Here is a 23,704-nt window from a genome sequence, read left to right as displayed (position 1 = left end):
TCTGGAGTGAACATGCACTATGTAAGCACACGGGGCGCAGCGCCCGCGGCGGATTTTCGCAGCGTGGTCCTCTCGGGGCTGGCCACTGACGGCGGGCTGTATGTCCCGCAAACGGTTCCAGTGTTCACCCAGGAGCAGATTGCCAGTTGGTCCTGGCTGCCGTTCGATGAGTTGGTCTGGCGTGTGGTGTCGCCGTTCGTTGGCGAGTCCCTGGACGAAGGTACCTTACGGGCGTTGCTCAGCGACAGCTACCGCGACTTCGGCCACCGCGCCATTACGCCGCTTCAGCAAATTGGCCACAACGAATGGATTCTTGAGTTGTTTCACGGCCCGACCCAGTCTTCCAAGGACTTTGCCGCGCAGCTGCTTGCGCGCCTGGCGGCGCATTTTCTCCAGGAGCTTGGCGCCAGGGCGCTGGTGGTCGGTGCCACCAACGGCGATACCGGGCTTGCTGCCATCGAGGCATTCGCCGCCTACCCAGGCACGCGCCTGGCGGTGCTGTACCCGCGTCACGGGGTGCCGGCGCAACAGCTGCACGCCCTGCAGCGGGCAAACCCGGAGCAGGTGCAGTTGCTGGCGGTGGAGGGCAGTTTTGACGATTGCCAGACCCTGCTGTCGCGCCTGCTGCGCGACTGGCCATTGCCCGGGCTGATACCGGTGTGCTTCAACTCCAGCAACTGGGTCGGCGTGCTGGCGCAGATCGTTTATTACTTCCATGCCGCCTTGCAACTGGGCGGCGGCACCCGTCCTGTCGCCTTCAGTGTGCCGGCGGCCAGCTTTGCCGAGATCTACGCAGGCTTCATCGCGCAGAAAATGGGCTTGCCGATCAATCAGGTGATCGTTTCGACCAACAGCAACGATGCCCTGCATCATTTTATCCAGCGTAACCGCTACTCCATGCGCCAGAGCAACCGGACACTGGCGCCGGCCATGGACTTCTCGCTGTACTCCAACCTGGAGCGCTTTATCTGGGAACTGTATGAACACGACGGCGCTGCGGTCAGGTCGTTGATGGAGCATTTTGAAGCGTGCGGCGAACTGAGTATCGGCAATCCTCAATGGCTTCGCGCCCGCGTGCTGTTCGACTCCCACGCGGTCGAGGAGGCACAGGTGCGCGAAGAAGTGCTCAAGCTGTTCCATGAAACCGGCGCGGCGGTCGACCCGCATACCGCCGTCGGTGCCCTGGCAGGGCGCCTGCACCGGCGCAGCCTGGGGGCGCCAATGGTCACCCTGGGGCAAATCGCCCCGGCCAGATCAGCGGCGCTGCTGGCGGAGCTGGGCGCCTGGCGCGACAGCGTGGCCGCGCCGCCCGAGGCCCTGGCGCGACCACCGTACCTGCTGCCGGGGGACCTGGCGGGCCTGCGCCAGGCCTTGTGCGCGAGCCAACAGGAGGGCGCATGAAGCGCATCCTCGACCCGCTGGACGAACGCATCCTGGCCGAGCTCAGCGCCAATGCGCGCATTGCCCATGCCGAGCTCGGCGCCAAGGTCAACCTGTCGCGCAATGCCGTGCGCCAGCGTATCGAACGCCTGGAGCGCGACGGTGCGATCCAGGGGTATACGCTGCGCCTGGGTGATTCGCGGCGGGCGGCCTCGATGATCAGCGCGGTGATCTTCGTCTACCGCCATGACCGCATGCGCGGTGAAGAGGTGCTGGCCGGGTTGCGCTCAATCCCCGAGATCGTCCAGTGCGAGGTGCTCAGCGGTGAGTTCGACCTGATGCTGCGCGTCAACGCGGCATCCCCCGAACGTGTGCACCGGGTCTGGAAAGAAATCGCCGCCATGGCCGGCGTTGAAAACACCGTGACTTCGTTCGTGCTGTCTGCCGAGCACTAGGCGCGGCACAGCTGCTCGTCGCGGTGCAGATTGACCAACGAATACAGCACTTTGCCCTATTCAACTGCCCAGGCCGACCTCTTAGGCTGGTTCCATCAAACAACGCCTGAGACGAGAGCTGTCATGACTGAATATAAAATTGCACTGGTGGGTTTTGGTGGGGTGAACCGGGGCCTGGCCCAATTGATTGCCGAGCGCAATGCGGCCTGGCAAGCCGCCCTGGGCTTGAGCCTGAAGATCGTCGGCGTCACCGACCTGTTCCTTGGCTCCATCGTTGATCGCAATGGCCTGGATGCCGGGCAACTGGTTGCGCTGCCGGCCGAAAAGGGTGCCTTCGCAAGGCTGCCGGGCGGTACTGCCGAGGCCTTCAACGAGACCGTGATCAAGCAGTCCGGCGCCGACATCGTCGCTGAGGCCACCTTCACCAACCCGGTCGACGGCGAGCCGGCTGCCACCTTCTGCCGCTGGGCACTGGAAAGCGGCATTCATGTGGTGACCACCAACAAGGGCCCGATCGCCCTGCACGGCAGCGAGCTCAAGGCCCTGGCCCGGCGTAACAATGTGGCCTTTGAGTATGAAGGTGCGGTCATGAGCGGCACGCCGGTGATCCGCCTGGCCCGGCAAGCCCTGGCGGGTGCCGAGATTCAAGGTTTCGAGGGCATTCTCAACGGTACCTCCAACTACGTGCTGACGCGCATGAAAGAGGGCCTGAGCTTCGACGCGGCGGTCGCCCAGGCGCAGCAACTGGGCTATGCCGAGGCTGACCCCAGCGCCGATGTAGAGGGCTACGACGTGCGCCTGAAGGTGGTGATCCTGGCCAACGAACTGCTCAACGCGCAGCTGCGGGTCAGCGACGTTGCCTGTTCCGGCATCAGCGCAATCACTGCCCACGATATCGCCCAGGCGAGCGAGAGCGGTCACTGCTGGAAACTGATCGGGGCGGCGCAGCGCGAGGCGGATGGTTCGATTCGCGCCAGTGTCGAGGCCCGGTTGTTGCCTGCTGCCCATCCGCTGGCGGCCATCAACGGCGCGACCAATGCCGTGTCCTTCAACACCGCGCTGGTGGGTACAGTGACGGTGTCAGGCCCGGGGGCAGGGCGGATCGAAACCGCCTTCGCCTTGCTGTCGGACATCATCGCCCTGCATACCACCGACCGTCAGTAAGCGGAGTACCACCATGAGCGTATCCAAGCAAGTCAGCGTCAAGTTGGTCGATGCCAAGCAGATCGATGTGTTCAGCCCCTTCGATGGTCGCCGGGTCGGCAGTGTTGCCAACCTTGATGCCAACGCCGTGCCTGGCATTCTCGAACGTGCCCGCCTGGGCGTACGCGAGAGTGCGGCCATGCCTCGGCATGCCCGGGCACGGGTGCTGGAAACGGCGGCCCGGCGCGTCGAGGAACAGGCGCACGCCTTTGCCGGGCTGATCGTCGCCGAAGCGGGCAAGACCCTGCGCCAGGCCGAGAAGGAAGTCAAACGCTGCGTCAACACCCTGAAGCTGTCTGCCGAAGAGGCGCGGCGCAACGCCGGCGAGGTGCTGCCGTTCGACGCCTACGAGGGTTCCGAGTCGCGTCAGGGGTGGTTCAGCCGCGAACCCTTGGGGCTGATCGTTGCCATTACCCCCTACAACGACCCACTCAACCTGGTCGCGCACAAACTGGGCCCGGCGATTGCCGGTGGTAACGCGGTGATCCTCAAACCTTCGGAGCTGGCGCCGCTGTCGGCCTTGAAGTTGGTGGAGTGCCTGGTCCAGGCCGGCTTGCCTGCCTCGGTGGTCACCGTTGCCACCGGTGGCGTCGAGTTGGGCCAGGCCCTGGTCGAGCTGCGCGAGGTGCGGATGATTTCCTTCACCGGCGGCTTTGCCACAGGTGAGGCCATCGCCCGCAGCGCCGGCTTGAAAAAACTCGCCATGGACCTGGGCGGCAATGCCCCGGTACTGGTGCTGGACGATTGCGACCTGGCACCGACGGTAGAGTCCTGTGTGTCCGGGGCGTTCTGGGCGGCGGGACAAAACTGCATCGGCACCCAGCGCATTCTTGTACAGCGCTCGATCTACCCGGCGTTTCGCGAGCGCTTTGTCGCCTTGTCGCGTGCCCTGGTGCTGGGTGATCCGGCCAAGCGGGAAACCGATGTCGGCCCGATGGTCAGCGAGCACGCGGCGCGGCGCACCGAGCAGTTGGTCAATGAAGCGCTGGCTGAGGGCGCTCAGTTGCTGTGCGGGCACCTGCGCCAGGGGTCAAGCTATGCGCCGACGGTGCTTGAACAGGTGAGCCACGACAGCCGGATCTGGCAGCAGGAAGTGTTCGCGCCGGTGGTGATCCTCGAACCGTTCGATGTGCTGGAGGATGCCGTCGCCCTGGCCAACGCGCCGGAGTACAGCCTGCATGCCGGCCTGTTCACCCGCGACCTGTCCAAAGCCTTGCAACTGGCCCGCCAGCTACAAGCCGGAGGGGTGATGATCAATGACTCGTCGGACTATCGCTTCGACGCCATGCCGTTTGGTGGCTTCAAGTACGGCAGCCTGGGCCGCGAGGGGGTACGGTTTGCTTACGAGGACATGACCCAGCCCAAGGTCGTGTGCATCAACCAGCCCGGCTAGGCCCGTCAGAACGCCAGGGTAACCCGCAGGCCGCCAACGTCACGGTTGTGCAAGCGGGCCTGCCCGGCGAGGCAATCCACAATGAGTAATGGCAGGAGTATCCGGGGCAATTCTTAACGGAGTCTGAAGATGGCCAAAGCAGCAGGGCGGGGCGTTCTTGAGCGTGCCTGCGGTTTTGGATGTGTTTGGATCTATGCTCAAGCGTATGCTAGCCAAGCGCCAGGCACATGGGTGGATTGAGCGTGTGGCGGCCGCCTTGTTTCTAATTGGCAGAGAGGAATGCGCATGACCATCGATTGGATCAACTTCACCCCCTGGACGGCATTGCTAGGCGGTCTGTTGATCGGTGGCGCGGCCAATCTGTTCATGCTCTTGAATGGGCGCGTGGCGGGTATCAGCGGGATGCTCGGCAGCCTTCTGGAAAAACACGGCGAAGGCAGAGGGGAGAAAGCGCTGTTCCTCCTCGGGGTGGTGCTATCGCTCTTGCTGTGGGGGTTGTTCGCCGAGGGGCCGGTTGTGCAGTTTGAGACCGGTTGGCTTGGCTTGCTGGTGGCCGGCCTATTGGTTGGGGTGGGTACCCGCTACGCCGCCGGTTGCACCAGCGGGCACGGTGTCTGCGGCGTGGCGCGGCTAGCGCCTCGTTCACTGCTGGCCACGCTGTGTTTCATGTCCGCAGGCTTTGCTGTGGTGTTCATTGTTCGTCACCTGCTTGGAGCCTGATCATGCTACGGCTTATGGCCTTTATTTGCGGTGTCCTGTTTGGCCTTGGCCTGTTGCTGTCGGGCATGGTCAACCCGGCCAAGGTGCTGGGTTTTCTGGATCTGGCCGGGCAATGGGATCCATCACTTGGGATGGTCATGCTCGGTGCGATCGGGATTGGCTTGATACCCATGCAATGGGGCCGCAAACAAACACGCTCGCTGCTAGGCGCGCCGATGTGCATGCCCACGTCGCGGACCCTGGACCGCAGGTTGGTGGGCGGCAGCCTGCTGTTTGGCATCGGTTGGGGGATTGCCGGTATTTGCCCTGGGCCATCACTGGCGCTGTTACTGAGCGGCCACTGGCAAATCATTATTTTTGTGCTCGCGATGCTGGTGGGCATGGTGCTTTTCAATGCGCTGGAAAGCCGGCGTACGCGCTGATCTACTGCAACAGCAGGCCTGCCCACATCGAGGTGATAATCAGCAGCTGTCCAACAATGACATAAGCGCCGAACCTGGGCCCACCGCTGGTCCAGGCCAGCACGCACTTGGTCAGCGTATTGCTGCTCATGGCCGTCAGTGCGGGGATCGCGATGTCTGCCACTGGCAGTTGCCCTGACTTCACCACCGAGGCGATCGACGCTGCTGTCGCATGCGCATCGGCCAGGCCGCTCACCAACGCGGCGATCAGTACACCTTTGTGTCCAAGGCTGGCTAGAAGCGCCGATGAGAGCAAGGTGATGCCGGTCACTGCCGCCGTGACCACAAGGGCGACCTTGAGATTGAAAGCGCCGTCCCCAACCTTGCTTGCGGCCGGCACAAGCGAAGGATTCCAGGGGGCTAGCAGCAGGGAACCACAGACCACTGTCGTCAACGCCGCCAACAGCATCGGCGCCCATAACGCCCCCACGTACGCCGGGTCGACCGCCCCCAGCACCAGGCCGAGCAAGGCAACAGTCGCCAGGTTGGAAAACAGCGCTGCGGCGCTGAGCGCTTTGACAGATGATTGTTCATTTCGGGCTAAATGCCCCATCAGGGCGATGGTCGCCGAACCAGAAGCAAATCCTGATGCAATGGCACTCAAGGTATAGCCATAGCGCGCGCCCACCATGCGCATGGCAATATGGCCCAATGCCCCGGCCCCCATCAGCAGCACGGTCAGGGTACAGATGGTGCGCGGATTGATGGCGCCAAACGGGCCGAAGAAGCGATCGGGCGTCAAGGGCAGGATGACCAATGCCCCAGTCAGCAGGATCAACCCGTCGCGAACTTCGGTTTCGGTCAATTGCTGGAGGGCAAAACGGTGCAGTTCTTGCCTGAGCGCCAAAACAACCGTAAGCACCACGCCGATGGCGATCGCCAATTCTGGCTGCTCATGACACAAGGCACCGAGTAGCAAGACGAACAGCAGGGCGATTTCACTGGTGATGCCTGGATCCTTGCCAGAGTGTTTCCAGTAGGCGACGGCAATGATGAGTGCCAGCGCGATACTCATGACCGCCACTAACATCGCCCCCGCGACGGCCATGCAGACGTAGCCCAGCACCGAGGTGATGGCAAAGGTCCTGAGGCCGGCAAATGCGCGATGCTCGCTGCGGCCTTTCTTGCGTTCACGCTCAAGGCCAACCAGCATTCCTATGCCCAAGGCTGCAGCGAGATGCGTAATGTCCAGGGCTTCAAGCATGATGACGGCATCGAGGCACAGGGGAGGGCAGGCGTGCTAACAGCTTGGGTTCAGCTGCAGTCCTTCCCGGATTATAGCGTTGTCGCCGGGCCTTCACCGTAGCGTTGACTTACCCGCTACCGGCGCACGCTCAGCCGTAACACCCGCAGCCCGACAACTACTGCCTGGCAACGCTCATCACAGCAATGAAAGCCGATGGATAACCTGGCACGCATCGCTGGGGTCACGCACGGTCGAGAAACCAAACTCGCGAGCCAGATCGCGCATCGCCGTATTTGCCGCCGAGTCGATCGAGAACAGGGTGGTGTAGCCGTTCGCCCGCGCTTTGTCGATGAGGTGGCCAAGCAGCAGTGACCCCAGGCCGCGATGCTTCCATTGATCATCAACGGTCACCGCACATTCACACTCATCCGCTTCCGGGCTGGCTGCATAGCGACTGATACCAACCTCCAGGAGTTCGCCATTGACGTGTGCCAACGCCACATACGCCACATGCTGACGCATGTCGATGGTCATCAACTGATCCAGCATCGCTTGCCCCGGCTCTGTGATTTGCGACAAAAAGCGAAAGTGCCGCGACTCTGGTGAAAGGCGCATGATGAAGGCTTTTTCTCGCTCGCGATCCTCGGCACGCAAAGGCCTGATGAGGACATGTCCACCTTCCTTTAGCGCCTCGATCCAGTGTTCGCCTTGTACAGGCGCAAAGGCGGGGGTGGAGGGTGTTTGCGCAGAGGGCTGAACGGGTGCCATGGGGTTTACTCCGAAGCGATCGAAAGGTTGGTAAGCACCCCTCTTGTCTACACCTGTCACAACCTGCGTGTTTGATTTACGTCAAGTGAAGATGCACCGACGACTGCCTTATGAACGCTCGGCAGAACCGCCCCATCGCCGCGCACGCTGTGAGCAGCGATGGGGCGTCCAGGGCGTAGGCAATGCGCAAGTAAGGTCCAAGGCCGAAGGCGCTGCCATGCACCACGGCAACCTGCGCCTCTTCCAGCAAGGCCAGCGCCACGTCTTCATCACTGGCCAGATAACGGCCAGCCGGGGTGGTCTTGCCGATCAGCGCCGCGCAGCTGGCAAAGGCATAGATGGCAGCATCCGGCGTTGCGCAATGGATCCCCGGCATGCCAGCGAACTTATGCTTGCCTCATGCGATAGGCCGTGGCGCTCCAGTAGCTATTGCCATTGCGCTGTTGGCGAACCCAGCCGGCAGCTTCCAACTGCTTGGCGATCAGCTGATTCATGATTCCGTGGCCAAGCAGTAGTACGGGCCCTTCATCAGCAAGGGATTGAAGTCGTTGCGCTGCTTGGTTAGCCCGCAGTTTGGCCTTACGGGCAGACTCAACCTTGCCTGAGAAACCGCACAACCATAAGACACGAAGAATGAATGCCCAGGTAAAGGGTGAAAGACGCGGCAGCTTCCAGCGTCCATGAGGCAATTGCGCCTCGCAGAAAATCGCGTCGACCAGAATGGGCTGCAAGCCCAGCGCTCGCACGGAGGTCAGTGCCCGGGGCGCAGTACTTGAGACAATCACTTTGGCGGTAGCCGCCAGCTCAACGCTAACCTGTGGTGCGGGCTGGTTTTTGACTTCGGAGCGTTCGTACTGCTCGATCCAGCGCTGCATCTCGAGCGCTGAAATCTTGCCGGAGGTGGCCAGGTCTGGCTGACCATGACGCATCAAGATTATTTCCCTATCCACTGTGCTCCAATCCTTGATTTGCTCTTGCGTGAGTTCGCAGGATGCTGCCAATCCGCGATTTGGGCGGATTGTAGGACAATGCACAGGGCCAGGCTAGAGGCTTTCAGGAATGCCTAAGGTGGCTTGAAGCCGGAAGAAGGCGTTACCTACGAGTTTCTGAATGCAGACCGTTCAGCTGGGAGAGCTGTTCAGCTTCTGCAGCTCAATTTGCTCGGCGGCACTGCGTTCAAGGTTGATGCGCTCCTCATCGAGATACCGATAAATATTCTGGAGGCTGACGATTTTCTGTTTGATCTCTGCCATCTTCTTTTCAATCAGCTTCGCGCCGGCCGCACAATCGATCAGCTTGTTGCGCTGCGCATCGAGAATCTCGCCAATTTCCCCGAGGGAAAACCCCATGCTCTGTGCGCGCTGGATAAAGTCCAGATCCTGCAGGGTTTGCTCGGTGTAAACGCGATAGTTGTTGGTTCGTCGCTGTGCTGAAATCAGACCGATCTGTTCGTAGTAACGCAGCGTATGTCGACTTGCGCCGCTGCGGCTCTCGAGTTCGCCGATTCTCATGAAAACACCGCTTGACTGTAGAGTTGGGTCGATAGTTTACGCTTGATTTCTCACCTTACCAAGGAGCAGGAAAATGAGCGTGGAGTGCTTTGTCACAGGGGGTACCGGCTTTATCGGTCAGCATCTGGTAGCGCACTTGAGTGCACAAGGGCACACGGTTCGGGTCTTGATGCGGCGCCCGGAGCAACTGGCCGCATTGCGTGAGCACGTCGCCAAGCTGGGGGGGAACGCCGCCCAGGTGTTCGCCGTATCTGGCGATCTGCAGCGGGATAACCTTGGCCTGAGTAATGTCGACCGAGCCGTGCTAAGAGGTGCCCGCATCGTGTTTCATCTGGGTGTCCAGTTCGCGTGGGGGCTTTCGCTGCAACAGTCACGGGCAGTGAACGTCGAGGGGGCGAGGCAGGTGGCGCTGTTGGCCGCTGAACAAAACAGCCGGTTGGTGTTGATCGGCGGCTACATGCTGAAGAATCACCAGCATCTGCGCAACATCGGTATTGATCCCCGTCGTCCAGAGCTGACCAACTGGCCCGCCGTTTACCGCCAGGTCGGTGGTTACGAGGCAAGCAAGCTGGAGGCGTATTTTGCGACCCTGCAGGTTATGGCGGCCCAGGGCGGGGAGATTACGGTTGTCCACCCTACGACAGTCTGCGGCCACAGCCGCACCGGACACATCCTTGAGGGGCAGCCCCTGATGGAGCTGATACGCAACCTGGTGCAAGGAAAGCTGTCGGCAGTACCGGGTACCCCCGAGCACTGGCTGCCGTTGGTCAGCGTGGATTACCTGGTCGAACTGGTGGCGGCCTGTGCTTTTGATCCCGCCATGGCGGGTCAGGAACTGCTGGCGCTTGATGACCAGACGCCCAATTTGCGAGAACTCCTGGCCCAGGTGGCACACCCGCTTGGCGTGAAAGCGCCGAAGCATCACATGCCGCTGCGACTGATGAAGTTGCTACTCAGCGTTCCTCCGATTGCGCGGTTGTTGAATACAAACGTCGAGGCCTTGGACTTTATCCAGACCACCCGTTTTGATACCGCGGCGGTCGAGCAATTTGCTGGCAGGCATGGCATTGCCAAACCGGATATCCGCGAAGCGCTGCAACACACCGCGACGTTCGTCAATGCGCATTTCCTGGGCAAGGCCAGGGCACGATGACTTCTTGGCCGGGGAGGAGGAGAAAGCCCTCCGACCCGACTAAATGGAATTTCACAGAGATACGTGATGCGGATTCATCAACTCAGAAATGCAACGATCATTGTTGAAGTTGGCCCTTGGCGGGTCTTGGTCGATCCGATGCTGGGAGAGCAGGGGGCTCATCCGCCACTAAAGTTTTTCAGCAACCGGCAACGCAATCCAACGGTATCGTTACCGGCGACTGCGCAGGCGCTGCTTGAAACGGTCACGCACTGCTTGATAACGCATTGCCAGAAAGGCCACTTCGATCATCTGGATCGAGCCGCAATACGCTGGCTGCGGGAAAGACAAATCCCTGTTGTCTGTACACCGCATGATGGCAGATACCTCGCCCGGCGCGGGTTGAACGTTGCCCCCTTGCCAGACAACCATCACTGCCCACAGCCCTTTCTCGGCGGCAGGATCAGGACTGTGCGGTGCACCCATGGACGGGGACTGGTCGGTCGATTCATGGCGCATGGTGTCGGTTACTTCATAGAGATGGTGGGTGAGCCCAGCCTCTATCTGGCCGGCGATACGGTACTCACCGACCAGGTACGACAGTTCGTGGCGCGCCAGCAACCCGCGGTTTCGGTCGTCCCCGCCGGCGGTGCCTGCCTGGATGTCGGCAGCGAGATAATCATGGGCGTTGAAGAGGTCATCGCGTTCACACGATCGGTGGCTGGCCAGGTCATCGCCAACCATTTGCAAGCCCTCAATCATTGTCCCGTATCCCGTGATGAGCTAAGGGCGGCCGCGATCCGGGCGGGCGTCATGGGCCGGCTGTCTATCCCAGATGATGGCGAGGCGTTAGATATCCAGTGACCCCTGAAGCGAACTCGCCGCTCAGGCTGGAAACTGCTCTATATATCGCTCCACCCACTCGTACAGGCGTTCCTCGAGCCGCGGCCGCTGCTGGTTGAAGCTGTCCTGGCAGGTGTTGAACAACGGATCCTGATTGACCCGCACGGCCAGTTCGATGGGGCTTTCGCACTCGGCATGGGCTGCCCGTAGCTGTTGCTGGCGCTGATCGGCCTGTTCCAGGGTGTCCGCCAGGGCATCCAGTTGCAGGTGCCTGAGTTGGGCGGTGGCCTGCGGCAGATGAAAGTGCAGGGCACTGTCAAAGCCTTCCCAGTCCTCAAAGGCCAGCCACTCGTGGAGCACCATGAAGCAACGCGGTGCCGGGGCCAGTTGCTCCAGCCGCTCGAAGGCCAGCCAGTACTGGCGCGGCAGTTGCTCGGCGGTTTCTAGCGCCTGGGCGATCAGGTCCAGGGCCCGGGCCTTGTCCTGGTGATGTGTGCGCAGGATGCGCTGGGTCAGGGTGAAGCGCGCTTGCTCTACCGCGCTCAAGGCGCGGTTCAGGTCATAGCCTGCGTTGTGCAGATGCGCCTGGGCTTGATCGGCTGGCAGCCCGGACTTGTCCACCAGCACCTGCAGCAGTTCGGTTTTGTAGCGCTCGGCGGCCCGATGGGGGTTGCCTGCACAGCGTTCCAGCAGGGCCTGGGCGTGGCGCAGGCTGATGGGGAGCACGCTGCGTAGTTGTTGAAGGGCCTGGATGTGCGTCGGGTCCATCGACTGCGGTGCCTCGGTGCTTGCTGGCGTTGGGGATGGCGGGCCGAACCTGTCACGGCTCGACAGCGTCAATGGGGGGCGGTGTTTCCGAGGTATTGGTGGTAAGTCACGAATTCGCCTTCCCGTTGATAGCCCAGTGACTCGTACAGGGCTTGCGCGGCCTTGTTCGAGGTAGCGGTGTCCAGGCTGATGCGGTCCGCGCCTTCGGCGCCGAGGAGGGTGGTCAGGTGGTTCATGAGATGACGGGCGTAGCCGGCTTTTCTCGCATGCGGGGCGACGAAGAGGTCGTAGAGCCAGTAGAAGCGCTTCATTGCCAGGGAGCACATGGCTGGGTAAATCTGAGCGAAGGCTACGGGGTTTTGCTCGTTGTCGAGGACGAGGAATAGTCGCGAGAGGTTGTTTTGCAGGTTTGATTGGAGGAAATCGTGGGACTTCTCCAGATCGTCCGGCAGTTCATAAAAGACCCGGTATTGGTTGAACAGAACGGCGGCCTGTTCCACCTCCTTGAGGCTGCATTCGATGATATGCATATGAAGCTCCAAAAAAACGGATAGTGCGGTGTGAGTGTAAAAAATGCCAGTCCATACCTTCTTACTTCCGAATTCGTTAGCAATCTGTTGATCCGTTAAGGCCAGCTGGGGCGAGTGAAGGGGGAGAGCGCTATCCAGTTGTTCGCACGGAGTACAAGTGTACTCTTTGCGCTGCGCTTCCTGTTCGAATCGCCACCGCGAGCGTTTGTATGCTGTTCCAGCTCTAGGTTGAACGCTCGTGCACGGTAGGTGTTGCACAAATATTTGACGTGGGAGCAATATTTGCAGCCGCAGGCTTGCGGCCGAGCAATGCAGCGACACACTGGTCGACCCAGGACGGGCGATCCGACAACAAAAACAAGAGAAGTCATCGACATGGATGTGAGATCTGATCAGCTCAAGACGCTGACGGGCACCCTGTGCCTGGCGTTCGCCACCGGCCTGCCGCTGTCGGCTGCGGCGGCCTATCAGGAGACTGGCCGCCCGGGCGACCCCGCCAGCTGGCGGTCGGCCGAATACCAGCAGGACTGGGGCCTGGAGCGCATGCAGGCGAGCCAGGCCTATGCCGCCGGGATCACCGGCGCCGGGGTCAGCATCGGCGCCCTGGACTCAGGGTTCGATGCCGCCCATCCCGAGGCCAGCCCCGGACGTTTTCACTCGGTTACCGCCACCGGCCAGTACCTGGACGGCACCCCGTTCAGTGTGTCCGGGGTGCTCAATGGCGCCAACGACAGGCATGGCACCCATGTCACCGGCACCATGGGCGCGGCTCGTGATGGCGTTGGCATGCAGGGCGTGGCCTTCAATGCCCAGGTTTACGTGGGCAACACCAACCACAACGACAGTTTCCAGTTCGGCACCGGCCCCGATCCGAGGTATTTCAAGGCGGTCTACGGTGCCCTGGTGGATGCCGGGGTACGGGCCATCAACAACAGCTGGGGCAGCCAGCCCAAGGGTGTTAGCTACCAGACCCTGGGCGACTTGCGCGCGGCCTACGCCCAGCATTTCCAGCAGGACACCTGGCTCGACGCCGCCGGCGACGTGGCGCGCCGTGGCGTGATCAACGTGTTCAGCGCCGGCAACAGCGGTTATGCCAATGCCAGCGTGCGCTCGGCGCTGCCGTACTTCCAGCCGGAGCTGGAAGGCCACTGGCTGGCGGTGTCGGGCCTGGACAAGAACAACCAGCAGAAATACAACCAGTGCGGCATCGCCAAGTACTGGTGCCTGGCGACCCCGGGTGCGGCGATCACCAGTACCGTGCCCGGTGGCGGCTACGCCACCTACAATGGCACCTCGATGGCCGCGCCCCATGCCACCGGGGCCTTGGCCCTGGTCATGGAACGTTATCCCTACCTGAACAACCAGCAGGCCCTGCAAGTGCTGCTGACCACCTCGCGCCAGCTCGATGGCTCGCCGACCCAGGGGCCCAGCGACCGGGTGGGCTGGGGCGTCCCGGACCTAGGCCGGGCGTTGCACGGCCCCGGGCAGTTACTGGGTGAGTTCGACGTCAACCTGGGGCGCGGGCTGGGCGATATCTGGAGCAACGGCATCTCCGACCAGGCCCTGGTGCAGCGTCAGGCCGAGGACGCCGCGGAACGCCAAGCCTGGCAGCAGACCCTCAAGGATCGCGGCTGGGAGAATGGCCTGGCACCGGGAGCCAGCCAGCAGGATCGCAGCGACTATGCCCTGGGCATGGCCCGGGACGCGGCTGCCGCGCAGCGGGTCTACCAGGGCAGTCTGGTCAAGTCCGGGGCCGGCTGGCTGGTGCTCACGGGTGACAGCAGCTACCGCGGCCCGACCCGGGTCGATGGCGGGTTGCTGGTGGTCAACGGCAACCTGCAATCGGCGGTGACGGTCAACGCAGGCGGTACCCTGGGCGGCAATGGCCGGATCGGCGCGCTGGTGGCCAACGCCGGCGGCGTGGTGGCGCCAGGCAACTCCATCGGCACCTTGCACGTGAGTTCCGACGTGACCTACCAGCCGGGCTCGACCTATGCCGTGGAGGTGGATGCCGCTGGCAGCGACCGCCTGGTCAGCGATGGCAAGGTTTCCCTGGGCGGTGCGAACCTGGCCCTGGATCTGCAGAACCCCGGGGTTTCGCTGCAGTCCCAGCGGACAACCAGCCTGGTGGGGCGTCAGTTCGACATCCTGGATGCCGCGGGCGGCGTGCAGGGCGGTTTCGCCAATGTGCAGTCCAACTCACTGTTCCTCGGTGGTGGCTTGGCCTATACCGGCAGCGGGGTGCAGCTGGCGGTGCAGCGTAACGCCACTTCTTTCGCCAGTGTCGGCTTGACCGCCAACCAGCGTTCGGTGGCCGCGGCCGCCGATCAGCTCGGCGCGGGCAACCCGGTCTACGAGAGCCTGCTGTTGTCGGCCAATGCCGGCAGCGCCCAGCAGGCTTTCGATCAACTGTCCGGGGAAATCCACCCGGCGGTGGGCAACCTGCTGCTCAACGACAGCCGCCAGTTGCGCGACGCCGTGGGCGAGCGTACCCGCCAGCAGGGCGTCGCCGCCGCGCCGGCCGTGGAAGGCCAGGGCAACGGCCTGTGGGTCAAGGCCCTGGGGGCCTGGGGCAAGGCCGAGGGTGATTCCGCTCGGGCGCGCTATAGCAGTTCCATTGGCGGCATGTTGCTGGGGATCGACGGGCAGATGAGCGAGGACACCCGCGTCGGGGTCTTCACCGGCTACAGCGACAGTTCGCTGAGCATGGGCGATGGTCGTCATTCCTCGGCCAGCGTCGATAGCTACCATCTGGGTGCCTATGCCGGCAAGGAACTGGAGCAGATGCGCCTGAGCCTGGGCGGCAGCCACAGCTGGCACCGGATCGAGACCAAGCGCGAGCTGCAGTACAACGAGGTCACCGATCGCCAGAAGAGCAAGCGCGATGCCCAGAGCACTCAGGTGTTCGGCGAGGCCGCCTGGAAGGTCGCACTGCCGAGCATGGCGCTGGAGCCGTTCGCCAACCTGGCCTACGTGCATATAGCCAGCGACAGCTTCAAGGAACATGGCGGCGCTGCTGCGCTCAAGGGTGGGCAGGATAACCGGGATGCCTGGCTCTCGACCCTGGGCATGCGCGCCGGCAAGCAACTGCAATTGTCCGGCGGCCAGGCGGTGGAGCTTTCCGCCACCCTGGGCTGGCAGCACAACTTGAGTTCCACCAGGGCCGACCAGCACCTGGCCTTCGCTGGCCAGGGCGATACCTACACGGTCCAGGCGCTGTCCCTGGATCGCGATGCGGCGGTGGTCGGTGCACGGGCGGGGATCGCCCTGGGTCGCCAGGCCCGGGTCAACCTGGACTACAACGGACTGCTGGGTAGTCGCGACAAGAGCCACGGGGTCGGCCTGACCCTGGACTGGGCGTTCTGAGGCCCCGGCAACAGATATGCAAGGTGTTGTACCCGCCCCGCGGACCTGGCAACGGGTTCGCGGGCGCGAGCTATCTTGTTCAGGTTGTTCTTGAACGTGCGTCAACGCCGCGTCGTTGCAGGCTGCGAATGAACATTGATGTCGGTCCAGAACCGGTGCTTCAATGCGCGGCCCGTTTATCAAGGACTGGATAATGCTGTTCAGAGGAATACATCGGCTGTTGGTACTGCTGCAACTGATCATCGGCATTGCGGGCTTTTTACTGTCGGCGCTCATCCTTGGCGAGAGCATCAAGGTCGGTTTGCAGCCGTTTTCAGCCATGTTCATGGCCTTCATCCTGGGCGTGGTCAGCCTCTGCGTGCACGAAGGCGGGCATTACCTGGGCGCCAAATGGGTTGGCATGACGGTGCTGGCGGCGCGGGTGCTGGCCTTGGAGGTTCAGCCGCTGCAGCATGGCTGGAAGGCTCGCTGGTCGCGCCTTGGCAAAGGCCAGCCACTGGCCGGCTATGTCATGGCAGCGCATGCCCCGCACCAGCCATTGCGTCGGCCCATGCTGGTTTTCACGCTGATGGGGCCGTTGCTCAACCTGTTGCTCGCGGGCCTGTGCCTGGTGTTGTATCCGCTGCTGGGCGGCGAGTTTGCAGCGCTGGTACTGGCGCTCGGGGTGTGCAATCTGACCACCGGCCTTGCCAATCTGCTGCCCACGGTCGCGCCGGGCCGGGTCAGTGATGGGGCGGTATTTCTGGCCTGGCTCTACAAGCCTGATGAACAGGGGCAGGCACTGGCCAATGTGCGCCTGATGGCCTTGGGTGTTGCGGGTGCGCAGGCTGAGGACTTGCCCGGCGCCGATCTTGATCACCTGAGTACCCAGCCGATGCCGGCGCCGTTGAGTGCGCTGGGCTATCGCTTGTATGCCCGGCAGAATCAGGCGGATTGGGTGGGCGCCGTGGCGCTTGGGAAGGAGCTGGAGGCCATGTTGGCGTCGCCATCCCTGGTGCTCAAGCAGTGCATGGTGCTGCTGGCGATTTTGCGGGCGGAGCTGGCCTTCTCCCGAGCCATGCTTGAGCGCGATGCCCGCGAGCTGCATGACCATTTGTTCAACGAAGAAACCGACTGGTACGCCCCAAGCTTCCGGCCGCGCTGCCTGGCACTGCGCGCTGCTCTTGCGGGCGATGCCAGCCACCTGGCGCACCATGTTGAGCAGGCCGTGCGCCTGGCCCGTAACAGTCAGGATCGGTCCCAGGGCCCGCGCGAAGAACGGCTGGCCGGTTACATCCAGGCGTTATTCACGGCACCTGCAAGCGTGGCAGCGCTGCCCGACCCTGTGCCGAGAGCAGCGGCTCCACCTGCTTCCAACTGAAGGTCACGTCTACGTCACAGCCATCGCCGGTGGCCTGGTTGGCCAGGCGCATGCCCTGGGTGTCGAAGCTCAGGTCGTAGGACTCGTAGCTCGCCACGCCGGGGCAGTCGCTGTCCGCTGTGGCCTGGGTCTGGAGCCAGGTGGCGAATTTTTTCGGCAGGTTGACATGCCCGGAGAAGGGGCTGTACCACTCAAAGCGCGTACCGACCCAGGTCCAGGGATCGACGCTTTCACCGGTCTGCAGGTTCCAGGTGTGCAGGCCCCAACTGATGCCGCCGCGACCATAGCCTGCGGTCCAGCGGTAAAACTTGACGGTGATCCACTGGGACGACCAGTACGTTGGGGTAACGCTGATCTCGCTGGTGTTGGCGGAGCCGTCGCGGCCCAGGTATTCACGTCGCTCGCTGAAGAATGCTTGCTGGCCCTCGGGGCTGACGGCTAGGCGTGCCAGTTGTCGATTGATCTTGTGGATGGCTGGGCCATCTCCCTCCAGCTTCAAGATGACCTGGGCGCCTTGGGTCCTGACCTGATAAGCGTGCTCGCCAAAGGTATTTTTCTCTACCTTGACGGGCAACGGTGCCGCCTCCATTGGCGCGTTATAGGCATCGCCACCACAGCCTTCGGCACTTGACCGTGTCAGCGCCAAGGGCAACGGCGTGCTGCCTGCGGCCTTGGTCCAGGTTCCGGTCAGCGTCTCGCCCTGGAGGGCGTCCAGTTGCCAGAACCCGGTCTTGCCGTCTTCGGCCCAGGGTTCGCCGGACTTTTCCCGGGTTAGCTGGATTGGCGTGAGGAAGCGTTGGTAGTAGTAGCTGCCGTTGCTGTCGGGGGCGGCGTTAAAACAGGCGGTGATCGGGGCCTTGCCGAGGGTGCCTTTCCAGACGCCGGCGAGGTCGGTGGGCGCGGCGTTGGCGTAGCCAGAAGCACAAGCGAGGGTCAGTACGGCCAAGGGCTTGAGCATGAGGATCGGACTTCCAGTTGTCTGACGGGTAAGCATCATAATTGCTGTCGCCTCATTTGGGCGAGGCGATGCTCATAAGCGGCTGTAGCCCGAGATTTTGAGACCTGTCAGCCAGAAACCAGTAGAGTGTTCATCACTGCCTGTTCATCACGGCCCTCCACTCGATTCGCGTAGTCGCGCCAAGCGCGTGCAGCGAGCGAACTGGGCAAAAAACTATATATCAAGCGTTGTTTGAAGAATGAATCGTCCGCTGTTTGTTTCTCTCGATGGGCCCAAGGGCACCGGCAAAACCACACTGTTGGAGGCCGTGACGAAAGTACTGCGGGCAGACAACAAAAAGGTGATCCGACTCTGCGAGAAAAAAAGCGACCCTTATCGGGGTGAAACAATGGCCCTGGTTAACACGCTCGTCAGAAATCCCAGCCGGGATCTGGAGTTGGGGGTGTGTGAGCGCTTTGCTGATAGCCGTACCTGGATTTCCCAGCACGTGCTGACCAAACAGCCAGCGGACAGCATCATCCTGATCGATCGCTGGTACCCGTCCGATGCCGCGTTTCGCCGGATGGTCCCGTTTGCAGAGATTCTACAGTTGAACATGGATCGCAACGTGCGAGTGCCAGACCTGCATGTCGGAGTTGTCACCACCCCTGAAGTTTCATGGGCGAGGGCAGCGGCACGAACCCGTGGGCTGAACAGTACGGTGATGCACAAGCTGGAGGAACATGTGGCTAGTACCAGGGCGTTCGAGCGAGCGGTTGCGGATCACGGGTGGGTTTTATGCCGTAATGAAGGAACGGTCGAAGACGCAGCGATGCAGGTGGTTTCTGAAATCTATGCAGTGCTTTGATGTGCCGTAGGCGAAGTTCGCTGAGGAAGGCAGAGCGGTAGGGAAACGGACAGGGCCTGTGCGCAGCTATGGAGCAATACTCAATTTCACAAGTGGGCGCGCGGTGCCAGGTAATGCGCGGTGTCTGCATCGCTGGCAAGCCAACGCCCACAGGCACCGCGAACACCCCGGGTTATCAGTAATCCAGCCACTCCAATTCACCAATCAGCTTTTTCCCGGTGATACGTGTCAGCACGAAGGTCATCACTTCGATGTTGTTGTCGAAGGAGCCATGAGTCGACGGAATCTGCTGCCCGTCCCGTGTGGTCCGCACCCAGGGCGATTTCCAGATACGCAACCTGTCGGGCTTCGCCGGCCAGTTCGCCTGCCACTTCTGCACGGCCTGCAGGGCGCCGGCATCCCACTGGTCCTTGTCGTTGGCGTAATGCCGGTCCTGGGCCCGGGCCAAGCCCAGCAAGGGCTGCTTGCGCACGTCCTCCAGTGCCCGCGATACCAGGTACAGCAGCGATTTGCCGTAGGCGGGGAAGCCCGGTGTCGGCAAACCGTCGGCTTTTTCGTTCTCGTCGCTGAGCACATCCAGCCACACCTGATCCAGGCCGAGCACACCCCTGGCATGTGCATTGAGGTAGTGCTCGTTGGCGAAGCCGGAGGAACAGGCAGCAGCAAACAACTCGCAGCTCTGCACCTTCAACCGTTGGGCAGGGTTCCTCCCAAGCGCGTCCAGCAGATGGCCAAGAAGGACCGCACCTGCGGAGTGACCCACGAAGTGCAACTCCAGCTTGGCGCCTTGTGCCTGAAGGGCCCCGGACAGCGCCAGCAGTTCGCGCGCCACCAGGTCCAGGCCATGCCCGGGCTGGGTGCTGTCGCGGGCGTTGTTGCGCATCTGCGACCAGACACCAATGCCCAGTACATGTGCCAGCGCTTCTATGGCGCGGTCCTTGCTCTCCTTGAACACATCGCCCAGCCCGGTCGCCCGATCCGCCTGCATCCCGAACAGTTTGCGCAACCAGTCCTCTGCCATGTTGGCGATGGTTTCGCCCGGCCCGGTCCTCCAGGTCATGAACACCGGGTACACGCCGTTGGCGAGAAAGCAGGGGGCAAGGACGCGAATACGCTGTATCGACTCGTCTTCACTGTTGAGGCCGCCGTGGGCATAGAGCGCCAGCCGAAGGGTTTTCTGTTGCGGCTGCGTCCGGAGCCAGTCGAGCGGCCGCTCATGGACAATCTCTCGCACAAGGCCAGCGCGATCCAGCGGGCCGCGGGTGAAGTCGGTAGGCACGATCTCGCCGTCATTGCCGGTGACCAGGGTGAGTTCATAGGCGCGCTGGGTGCTGACCGGTTGATAAAGCGGCTCGTTGAACGGGTGGTCGAAGGGCCAGGGATCATGCGCGGGATTGGCGGGCGCCCGAGCCGATCGATCGAGACTGATAAGGGATCGCCCCGAGCCCACGCGAAAGGCCGAGGTGACCTGCTCGCGCATGGCAGGGGCGCCGGCCTTGCCCGTTTCCGGTGTGGTCAGCGCCTGCGGCACGCCTAACGCACAGGCCCAGGCATCCGTACCGTGGACCACCCAGTCCTCATAAGGCAGCACTGCGAACCCCGAGCAGCCCCAGCGAGTGCCCCATGAGTTCTGTACGACGAAGCCACGATGATCGTAGCCAACGAGGGCGAAGGCATGCCCGCCGAGCGAGCCGGGTTGCTGTGGCGGAGGAATGACCGGCAGGTGCTGGTGGCTCTTGGGCGCAGCGGTAGCCCGCGTACGCATCAGGGTGTCCCAACCATCATGGGCGCTGGCAGACACATAGACGGCGCCGATGTTCAGGATGGCCGCCTGCAGGTCCACAACCGAATTGCGGTCGATTCGATAGTAGACGCCCAGAGGTCTGCGCGGTGCATCGGTGTCCCAGCCGGGCAGGGGCCTGACGAACTCTGTTGTGGAAAACGGCCAGAGCGTTTCACCGCATACACCGTGCTTGTGCCATCCCTTGAGGGCGCCACGGCAGCTTGAGCCTTCGTAGTTGTCGCCTGGCCATTCGTCATAGCGCCGGGCCAGTTCGTAGAGCATCCGAGGGCTGGCCGGTTCGAACCTGCCACTATTGTTACCAAGTGTCAGGTACTGGAGCCACAGAAGGTAGTTGATCACACTGGCAAGCCCGAAGCCGGTACAGGCACCCTCCGAACCCTGGTCTAGCACGAGACCTTGCGCCACATAGCTCTTGATGGCGCCGGTCAGGTTGGTTTGCAGGGGCCAGCAAGGTGGCAGGGAGCGTAGCGGCGGCGTGTAGGGCAGGTCGCGAAAATCCAGTCGGTCGGGACGGGCATCGAACAGCCGGCCAGCGATCGGCGTGAGGCGGGTCGGTGGTGTGGGTTGCTTGGGCGCCGGCTCGAACGTGGTGGCGTTGGCTTTGGGCGTCGGTTTGGTTTTTGCGGTGTTGGTGGCTGCCTTGCTTTTGCTGGTGGCCATGCCTGCTGCTCCTTGGGGGGGGGACAGAGATGCTGTCTACCGAGTGCTCATGGCTGGTCTGTCCTGTGGGGTTTGAGCCTGTCCATCAATTTGGACGCCCTGTCTTTCGTTCGCTCTCCTTTCTCTGCCGCAGCTCTCGAAGCAAATGCCCTGATCGCTTCGATGTCCGCGCCACGCAGGTCCCGGTAATTAAGATGGCTGAATACAACCAGGGCGTTGTACACACCGTTGTCATTGCTGAAGTGTTCGTTCGCATAGTTCAACAGCGTGGGCGTCAGCTCCTTGCTCTTGCCATATTGCGAGATCAGATCCAGATAGGCTTTGACGCGGTCTGTTGCTTCATTCGAGAAAAGCCCACCGATCAGTTCGGCAAGGGAGGCGGTGGGGGTGATCCCCTGGGCAGGTACAACGGCTGCGGCTGAATCAGTACCGGCTTTGCCGACGGAACTGTCCAATTGAGTCAGGCGTTTGAGCAAGGCATCTTTCTTGGCGCCTGCGGGTAGGACGGTGATGTCGCTCTTGAGCCCTTTGAGGTCATTGAGCGCATCCTTTATTGAGCGGTCGAGTTGTTCAAATTCTCGTTTTTTCAGATTCAGCTGGCGCTGGCCTTCACCCAGGGATGCGCTCTGATCTGCAATGTGCTTTTGTTGGTCCTGGCTTCGGGCTAAAAGCTCTTTGACTTCAGTGGTCAAGTCGCGCTTCTGGTCTGCTGCTTCCTGGGTGCCATAGTAAAAACCCATAGCGCCAAGAGCTATCCCGGCCAAGGCACTGACTGCGACCGCCGAAGGCTTCAGATAGTCGCCAATGATCTTGAGCTTCATCTTCAGCCCGGTGGGGGCCAGGTCTTCAAGCTCGGCCCGAGCTCGCCTGAGCTGCAGCCGGAGCAACTCATCGGTGTATTCTTGTCGTTCTTGCGGGTTCAGTGCTTTGGGCAGAGGAGAGATCGAGTCCATTCTTGCTGCTCCAGCCTATGTCAATTTGACAGTGTTAAGGCTAGATCAAGAACGCTGCGCAGCCGGTTGGCAGCCGACGGTCGGCGGGTGGGCCATGCACGGTCAGGCGCGCGTCGATTGCGCAGGGGGTGAACGTCCGCAGGCCTTTTCGACCGACCACTATTGGCCGTTTTTTGCCGGTCTGACATGAAGGCGTCAGCCTGGAATGGACGCATTGCTCCAACAATAAATTTGTACCCTTTGCGCGTGAACCTTGTGTTGAGGATCGCAGTCTTAGCCGAGCCCTTTTTTCGGCATTACCGCCGTCATCCCATCAGAGCTGTTCGCCCCATGCGCCAAGCCGTCCGCTGCTCCCGCTTTGTCTCGCTCTGCCTCATTCCTTTGTTCCCCCTGCTCGCCAGCCCCGCCCATGCCAGCGGGGAAAGGCAACTGGTGGAGGCCATCAACGACTACCGCGCCCAGCCCCAGCGCTGCGAGAGGCGCGTGGTTCGGGTCTCGACGCCGCTGGCGTTGAAGTCGAACCTGGCGTTGCCGATCGGCTATAGCGGCGGTTTGCGGGAAAGGTTGAAGGCTGCCGGCTATCAGGCGGTGACGGTGCGGACCATCCGCCTGGTCGGCGCGCAAGATGCCGAGGAGGCCTTTGACATGCTCCAGAGCGACTACTGCGCAGCCCTGCTCGATAGCCAATTTGCCGATATCGGCGTCAGTCGCGCCAGGAACGAGTGGCGGGTGGTGCTGGCGCGCCCCTTGCTCGATGCTCAGCTCGGCGATGGGCGATCTGCGAGCAACGCGTTGCTGGCACAGGTCAACGCAGCACGGGCGAAGCCGCGCCTGTGTGGTCGCCAGCGCTTCGCCGCGGCACGTCCGTTGACCTGGAATACTGCCTTGGGGACGGCGGCGCAGAGACACAGCCGGGCGATGGCCAACGGCAATTACTTCGCGCATCGCGCCCCCGACGGTGATTTGCCGGCAGACCGGGCGTGGGATGCCGGCTACCGTGGCCGTCAGATCGGCGAAAATATCGCCGCTGGGCAGGGCTCGCCGAGCAAGGCGATGGCAGGCTGGCTGGCCAGCCCCGGGCATTGCGCCAATCTGATGAACCCGATGTTTACCCAAGTGGGCGCGGCCTACGCCGCGAACTCGCGTAGCGATGAGGGCGTGTATTGGACGATGCTGTTCGGCGCGCCTTGAGAAGGCGTGAGCCCCGGCGGGTCCGTTTATTTTCGGCGGGGAGGGTGACGTGGCGGGTGTTGGGAGCGTTTCATTAGCGTGTGTTCTTCTGCCTTTGTAATCTATTTTTATGGTGGACAATCCAAAACCTTACGCTAGCCTGAAAATTCTCCTCTAGGGAGCAGGTCAATGTCTTGCTTTGGATTATTGCTGATACCAGCAATGCAAGCCATCAG

General features: G+C 62.1%; 21 protein-coding genes and 1 pseudogene. 12 read left to right on the top strand and 10 right to left on the bottom strand.

The features are described 5' to 3' along the window. The first annotated feature begins 12 nt into the window (after positions 1-12). From thrC to NLX68_RS24470, 6 genes are all read left to right on the top strand, one after another. On the top strand, positions 13-1,401 hold the full coding sequence (thrC, locus tag NLX68_RS24495; RefSeq protein WP_254286186.1) for a threonine synthase: 1,389 nt from the start codon (positions 13-15) through the stop codon (positions 1,399-1,401). Beyond that, positions 1,398-1,835, top strand: a complete 438-nt coding sequence (locus tag NLX68_RS24490) for an Lrp/AsnC family transcriptional regulator (protein ID WP_010220105.1) — start codon at positions 1,398-1,400, stop codon at positions 1,833-1,835. Before thrC ends, NLX68_RS24490 begins: the two co-directional genes overlap by 4 nt. A gap of 123 nt (positions 1,836-1,958) precedes the next feature. Further along, complete coding sequence (locus NLX68_RS24485) at positions 1,959-2,999, top strand: homoserine dehydrogenase (RefSeq protein WP_254286185.1); 1,041 nt, start codon at positions 1,959-1,961, stop codon at positions 2,997-2,999. 13 nt (positions 3,000-3,012) lie between these two features. Further along, positions 3,013-4,431: an aldehyde dehydrogenase family protein gene (locus NLX68_RS24480; RefSeq protein ID WP_254286184.1), complete on the top strand. Its 1,419-nt coding sequence runs from the start codon at positions 3,013-3,015 to the stop codon at positions 4,429-4,431. Positions 4,432-4,716: 285 nt separating this feature from the next. Beyond that, positions 4,717-5,151 (top strand): YeeE/YedE family protein, encoded by a 435-nt coding sequence (locus NLX68_RS24475; protein WP_254286183.1) that lies wholly within the window; start codon positions 4,717-4,719, stop codon positions 5,149-5,151. A gap of 2 nt (positions 5,152-5,153) precedes the next feature. Beyond that, positions 5,154-5,573 carry a YeeE/YedE family protein gene (locus tag NLX68_RS24470; RefSeq protein ID WP_254286182.1) on the top strand — a complete coding sequence of 140 codons (420 nt, stop codon included), beginning with the start codon at positions 5,154-5,156 and terminating at the stop codon, positions 5,571-5,573. A 1-nt stretch (position 5,574) separates the two neighbouring features. Here NLX68_RS24470 and NLX68_RS24465 read toward each other — a convergent pair whose 3' ends face one another. From NLX68_RS24465 to NLX68_RS24445, 5 genes and pseudogenes are all read right to left on the bottom strand, one after another. Then, complete coding sequence (locus NLX68_RS24465) at positions 5,575-6,816, bottom strand: DUF4010 domain-containing protein (RefSeq protein WP_254286181.1); 1,242 nt, start codon at positions 6,814-6,816, stop codon at positions 5,575-5,577. 177 nt (positions 6,817-6,993) lie between these two features. Further along, entirely contained in the window at positions 6,994-7,566 is a 573-nt protein-coding gene (locus tag NLX68_RS24460) for a GNAT family N-acetyltransferase (RefSeq protein WP_254286180.1), read from the bottom strand. Positions 7,567-7,642: 76 nt separating this feature from the next. Continuing rightward, a pseudogene (locus NLX68_RS24455) lies at positions 7,643-7,939 on the bottom strand (aminotransferase class I/II-fold pyridoxal phosphate-dependent enzyme); the annotation flags it as partial. Positions 7,940-7,952: 13 nt separating this feature from the next. Further along, complete coding sequence (locus tag NLX68_RS24450) at positions 7,953-8,516, bottom strand: histidine phosphatase family protein (RefSeq protein ID WP_254286179.1); 564 nt, start codon at positions 8,514-8,516, stop codon at positions 7,953-7,955. A gap of 171 nt (positions 8,517-8,687) precedes the next feature. Then, positions 8,688-9,077: a MerR family transcriptional regulator gene (locus tag NLX68_RS24445; protein ID WP_254286178.1), complete on the bottom strand. Its 390-nt coding sequence runs from the start codon at positions 9,075-9,077 to the stop codon at positions 8,688-8,690. A 73-nt stretch (positions 9,078-9,150) separates the two neighbouring features. Between NLX68_RS24445 and NLX68_RS24440 the strand changes: the two genes are divergently transcribed. Together NLX68_RS24440 and NLX68_RS24435 are read left to right on the top strand one after the other, a co-directional pair. Beyond that, positions 9,151-10,230 carry an SDR family oxidoreductase gene (locus NLX68_RS24440; protein WP_254286177.1) on the top strand — a complete coding sequence of 360 codons (1,080 nt, stop codon included), beginning with the start codon at positions 9,151-9,153 and terminating at the stop codon, positions 10,228-10,230. A gap of 66 nt (positions 10,231-10,296) precedes the next feature. After that, positions 10,297-11,073, top strand: a complete 777-nt coding sequence (locus tag NLX68_RS24435; protein ID WP_254286176.1) for an MBL fold metallo-hydrolase — start codon at positions 10,297-10,299, stop codon at positions 11,071-11,073. 21 nt (positions 11,074-11,094) lie between these two features. Here NLX68_RS24435 and NLX68_RS24430 read toward each other — a convergent pair whose 3' ends face one another. Together NLX68_RS24430 and NLX68_RS24425 are read right to left on the bottom strand one after the other, a co-directional pair. Continuing rightward, positions 11,095-11,820 (bottom strand): hypothetical protein, encoded by a 726-nt coding sequence (locus NLX68_RS24430; RefSeq protein WP_254286175.1) that lies wholly within the window; start codon positions 11,818-11,820, stop codon positions 11,095-11,097. A 68-nt stretch (positions 11,821-11,888) separates the two neighbouring features. Beyond that, positions 11,889-12,350 carry a GNAT family N-acetyltransferase gene (locus NLX68_RS24425; protein WP_254286174.1) on the bottom strand — a complete coding sequence of 154 codons (462 nt, stop codon included), beginning with the start codon at positions 12,348-12,350 and terminating at the stop codon, positions 11,889-11,891. A gap of 375 nt (positions 12,351-12,725) precedes the next feature. Between NLX68_RS24425 and NLX68_RS24420 the strand changes: the two genes are divergently transcribed. Together NLX68_RS24420 and NLX68_RS24415 are read left to right on the top strand one after the other, a co-directional pair. Beyond that, complete coding sequence (locus NLX68_RS24420; RefSeq protein WP_254286173.1) at positions 12,726-15,716, top strand: autotransporter serine protease; 2,991 nt, start codon at positions 12,726-12,728, stop codon at positions 15,714-15,716. A 193-nt stretch (positions 15,717-15,909) separates the two neighbouring features. Further along, positions 15,910-17,076 (top strand): hypothetical protein, encoded by a 1,167-nt coding sequence (locus NLX68_RS24415; RefSeq protein ID WP_254286172.1) that lies wholly within the window; start codon positions 15,910-15,912, stop codon positions 17,074-17,076. Here NLX68_RS24415 and NLX68_RS24410 read toward each other — a convergent pair. After that, positions 17,003-18,034 (bottom strand): hypothetical protein, encoded by a 1,032-nt coding sequence (locus tag NLX68_RS24410; protein WP_254286171.1) that lies wholly within the window; start codon positions 18,032-18,034, stop codon positions 17,003-17,005. The two genes, NLX68_RS24415 and NLX68_RS24410, sit on opposite strands and share 74 nt — an antisense overlap. Before the next feature lie 238 nt (positions 18,035-18,272). Here NLX68_RS24410 and NLX68_RS24405 point away from each other — a divergent pair, with 238 nt between their 5' ends. Then, entirely contained in the window at positions 18,273-18,881 is a 609-nt protein-coding gene (locus NLX68_RS24405; protein WP_254286170.1) for a dTMP kinase, read from the top strand. A gap of 175 nt (positions 18,882-19,056) precedes the next feature. Here NLX68_RS24405 and NLX68_RS24400 read toward each other — a convergent pair whose 3' ends face one another. Next, a complete protein-coding gene (locus NLX68_RS24400; protein WP_254286169.1) occupies positions 19,057-21,345 on the bottom strand; it encodes a C1 family peptidase in 2,289 nt (762 codons plus the stop codon). A gap of 47 nt (positions 21,346-21,392) precedes the next feature. Continuing rightward, on the bottom strand, positions 21,393-22,298 hold the full coding sequence (locus NLX68_RS24395; protein WP_254286168.1) for a hypothetical protein: 906 nt from the start codon (positions 22,296-22,298) through the stop codon (positions 21,393-21,395). A 330-nt stretch (positions 22,299-22,628) separates the two neighbouring features. Between NLX68_RS24395 and NLX68_RS24390 the strand changes: the two genes are divergently transcribed. After that, on the top strand, positions 22,629-23,489 hold the full coding sequence (locus NLX68_RS24390) for a CAP domain-containing protein (RefSeq protein ID WP_254286167.1): 861 nt from the start codon (positions 22,629-22,631) through the stop codon (positions 23,487-23,489). Positions 23,490-23,704: the final 215 nt, after the last annotated feature.

It is taken from the genome of Pseudomonas sp. SBB6 (genome assembly GCF_024213215.1).
GTDB lineage: Bacteria > Pseudomonadota > Gammaproteobacteria > Pseudomonadales > Pseudomonadaceae > Aquipseudomonas > Aquipseudomonas donghuensis.
This window is presented reverse-complemented; position numbering and strand designations above follow the sequence as displayed.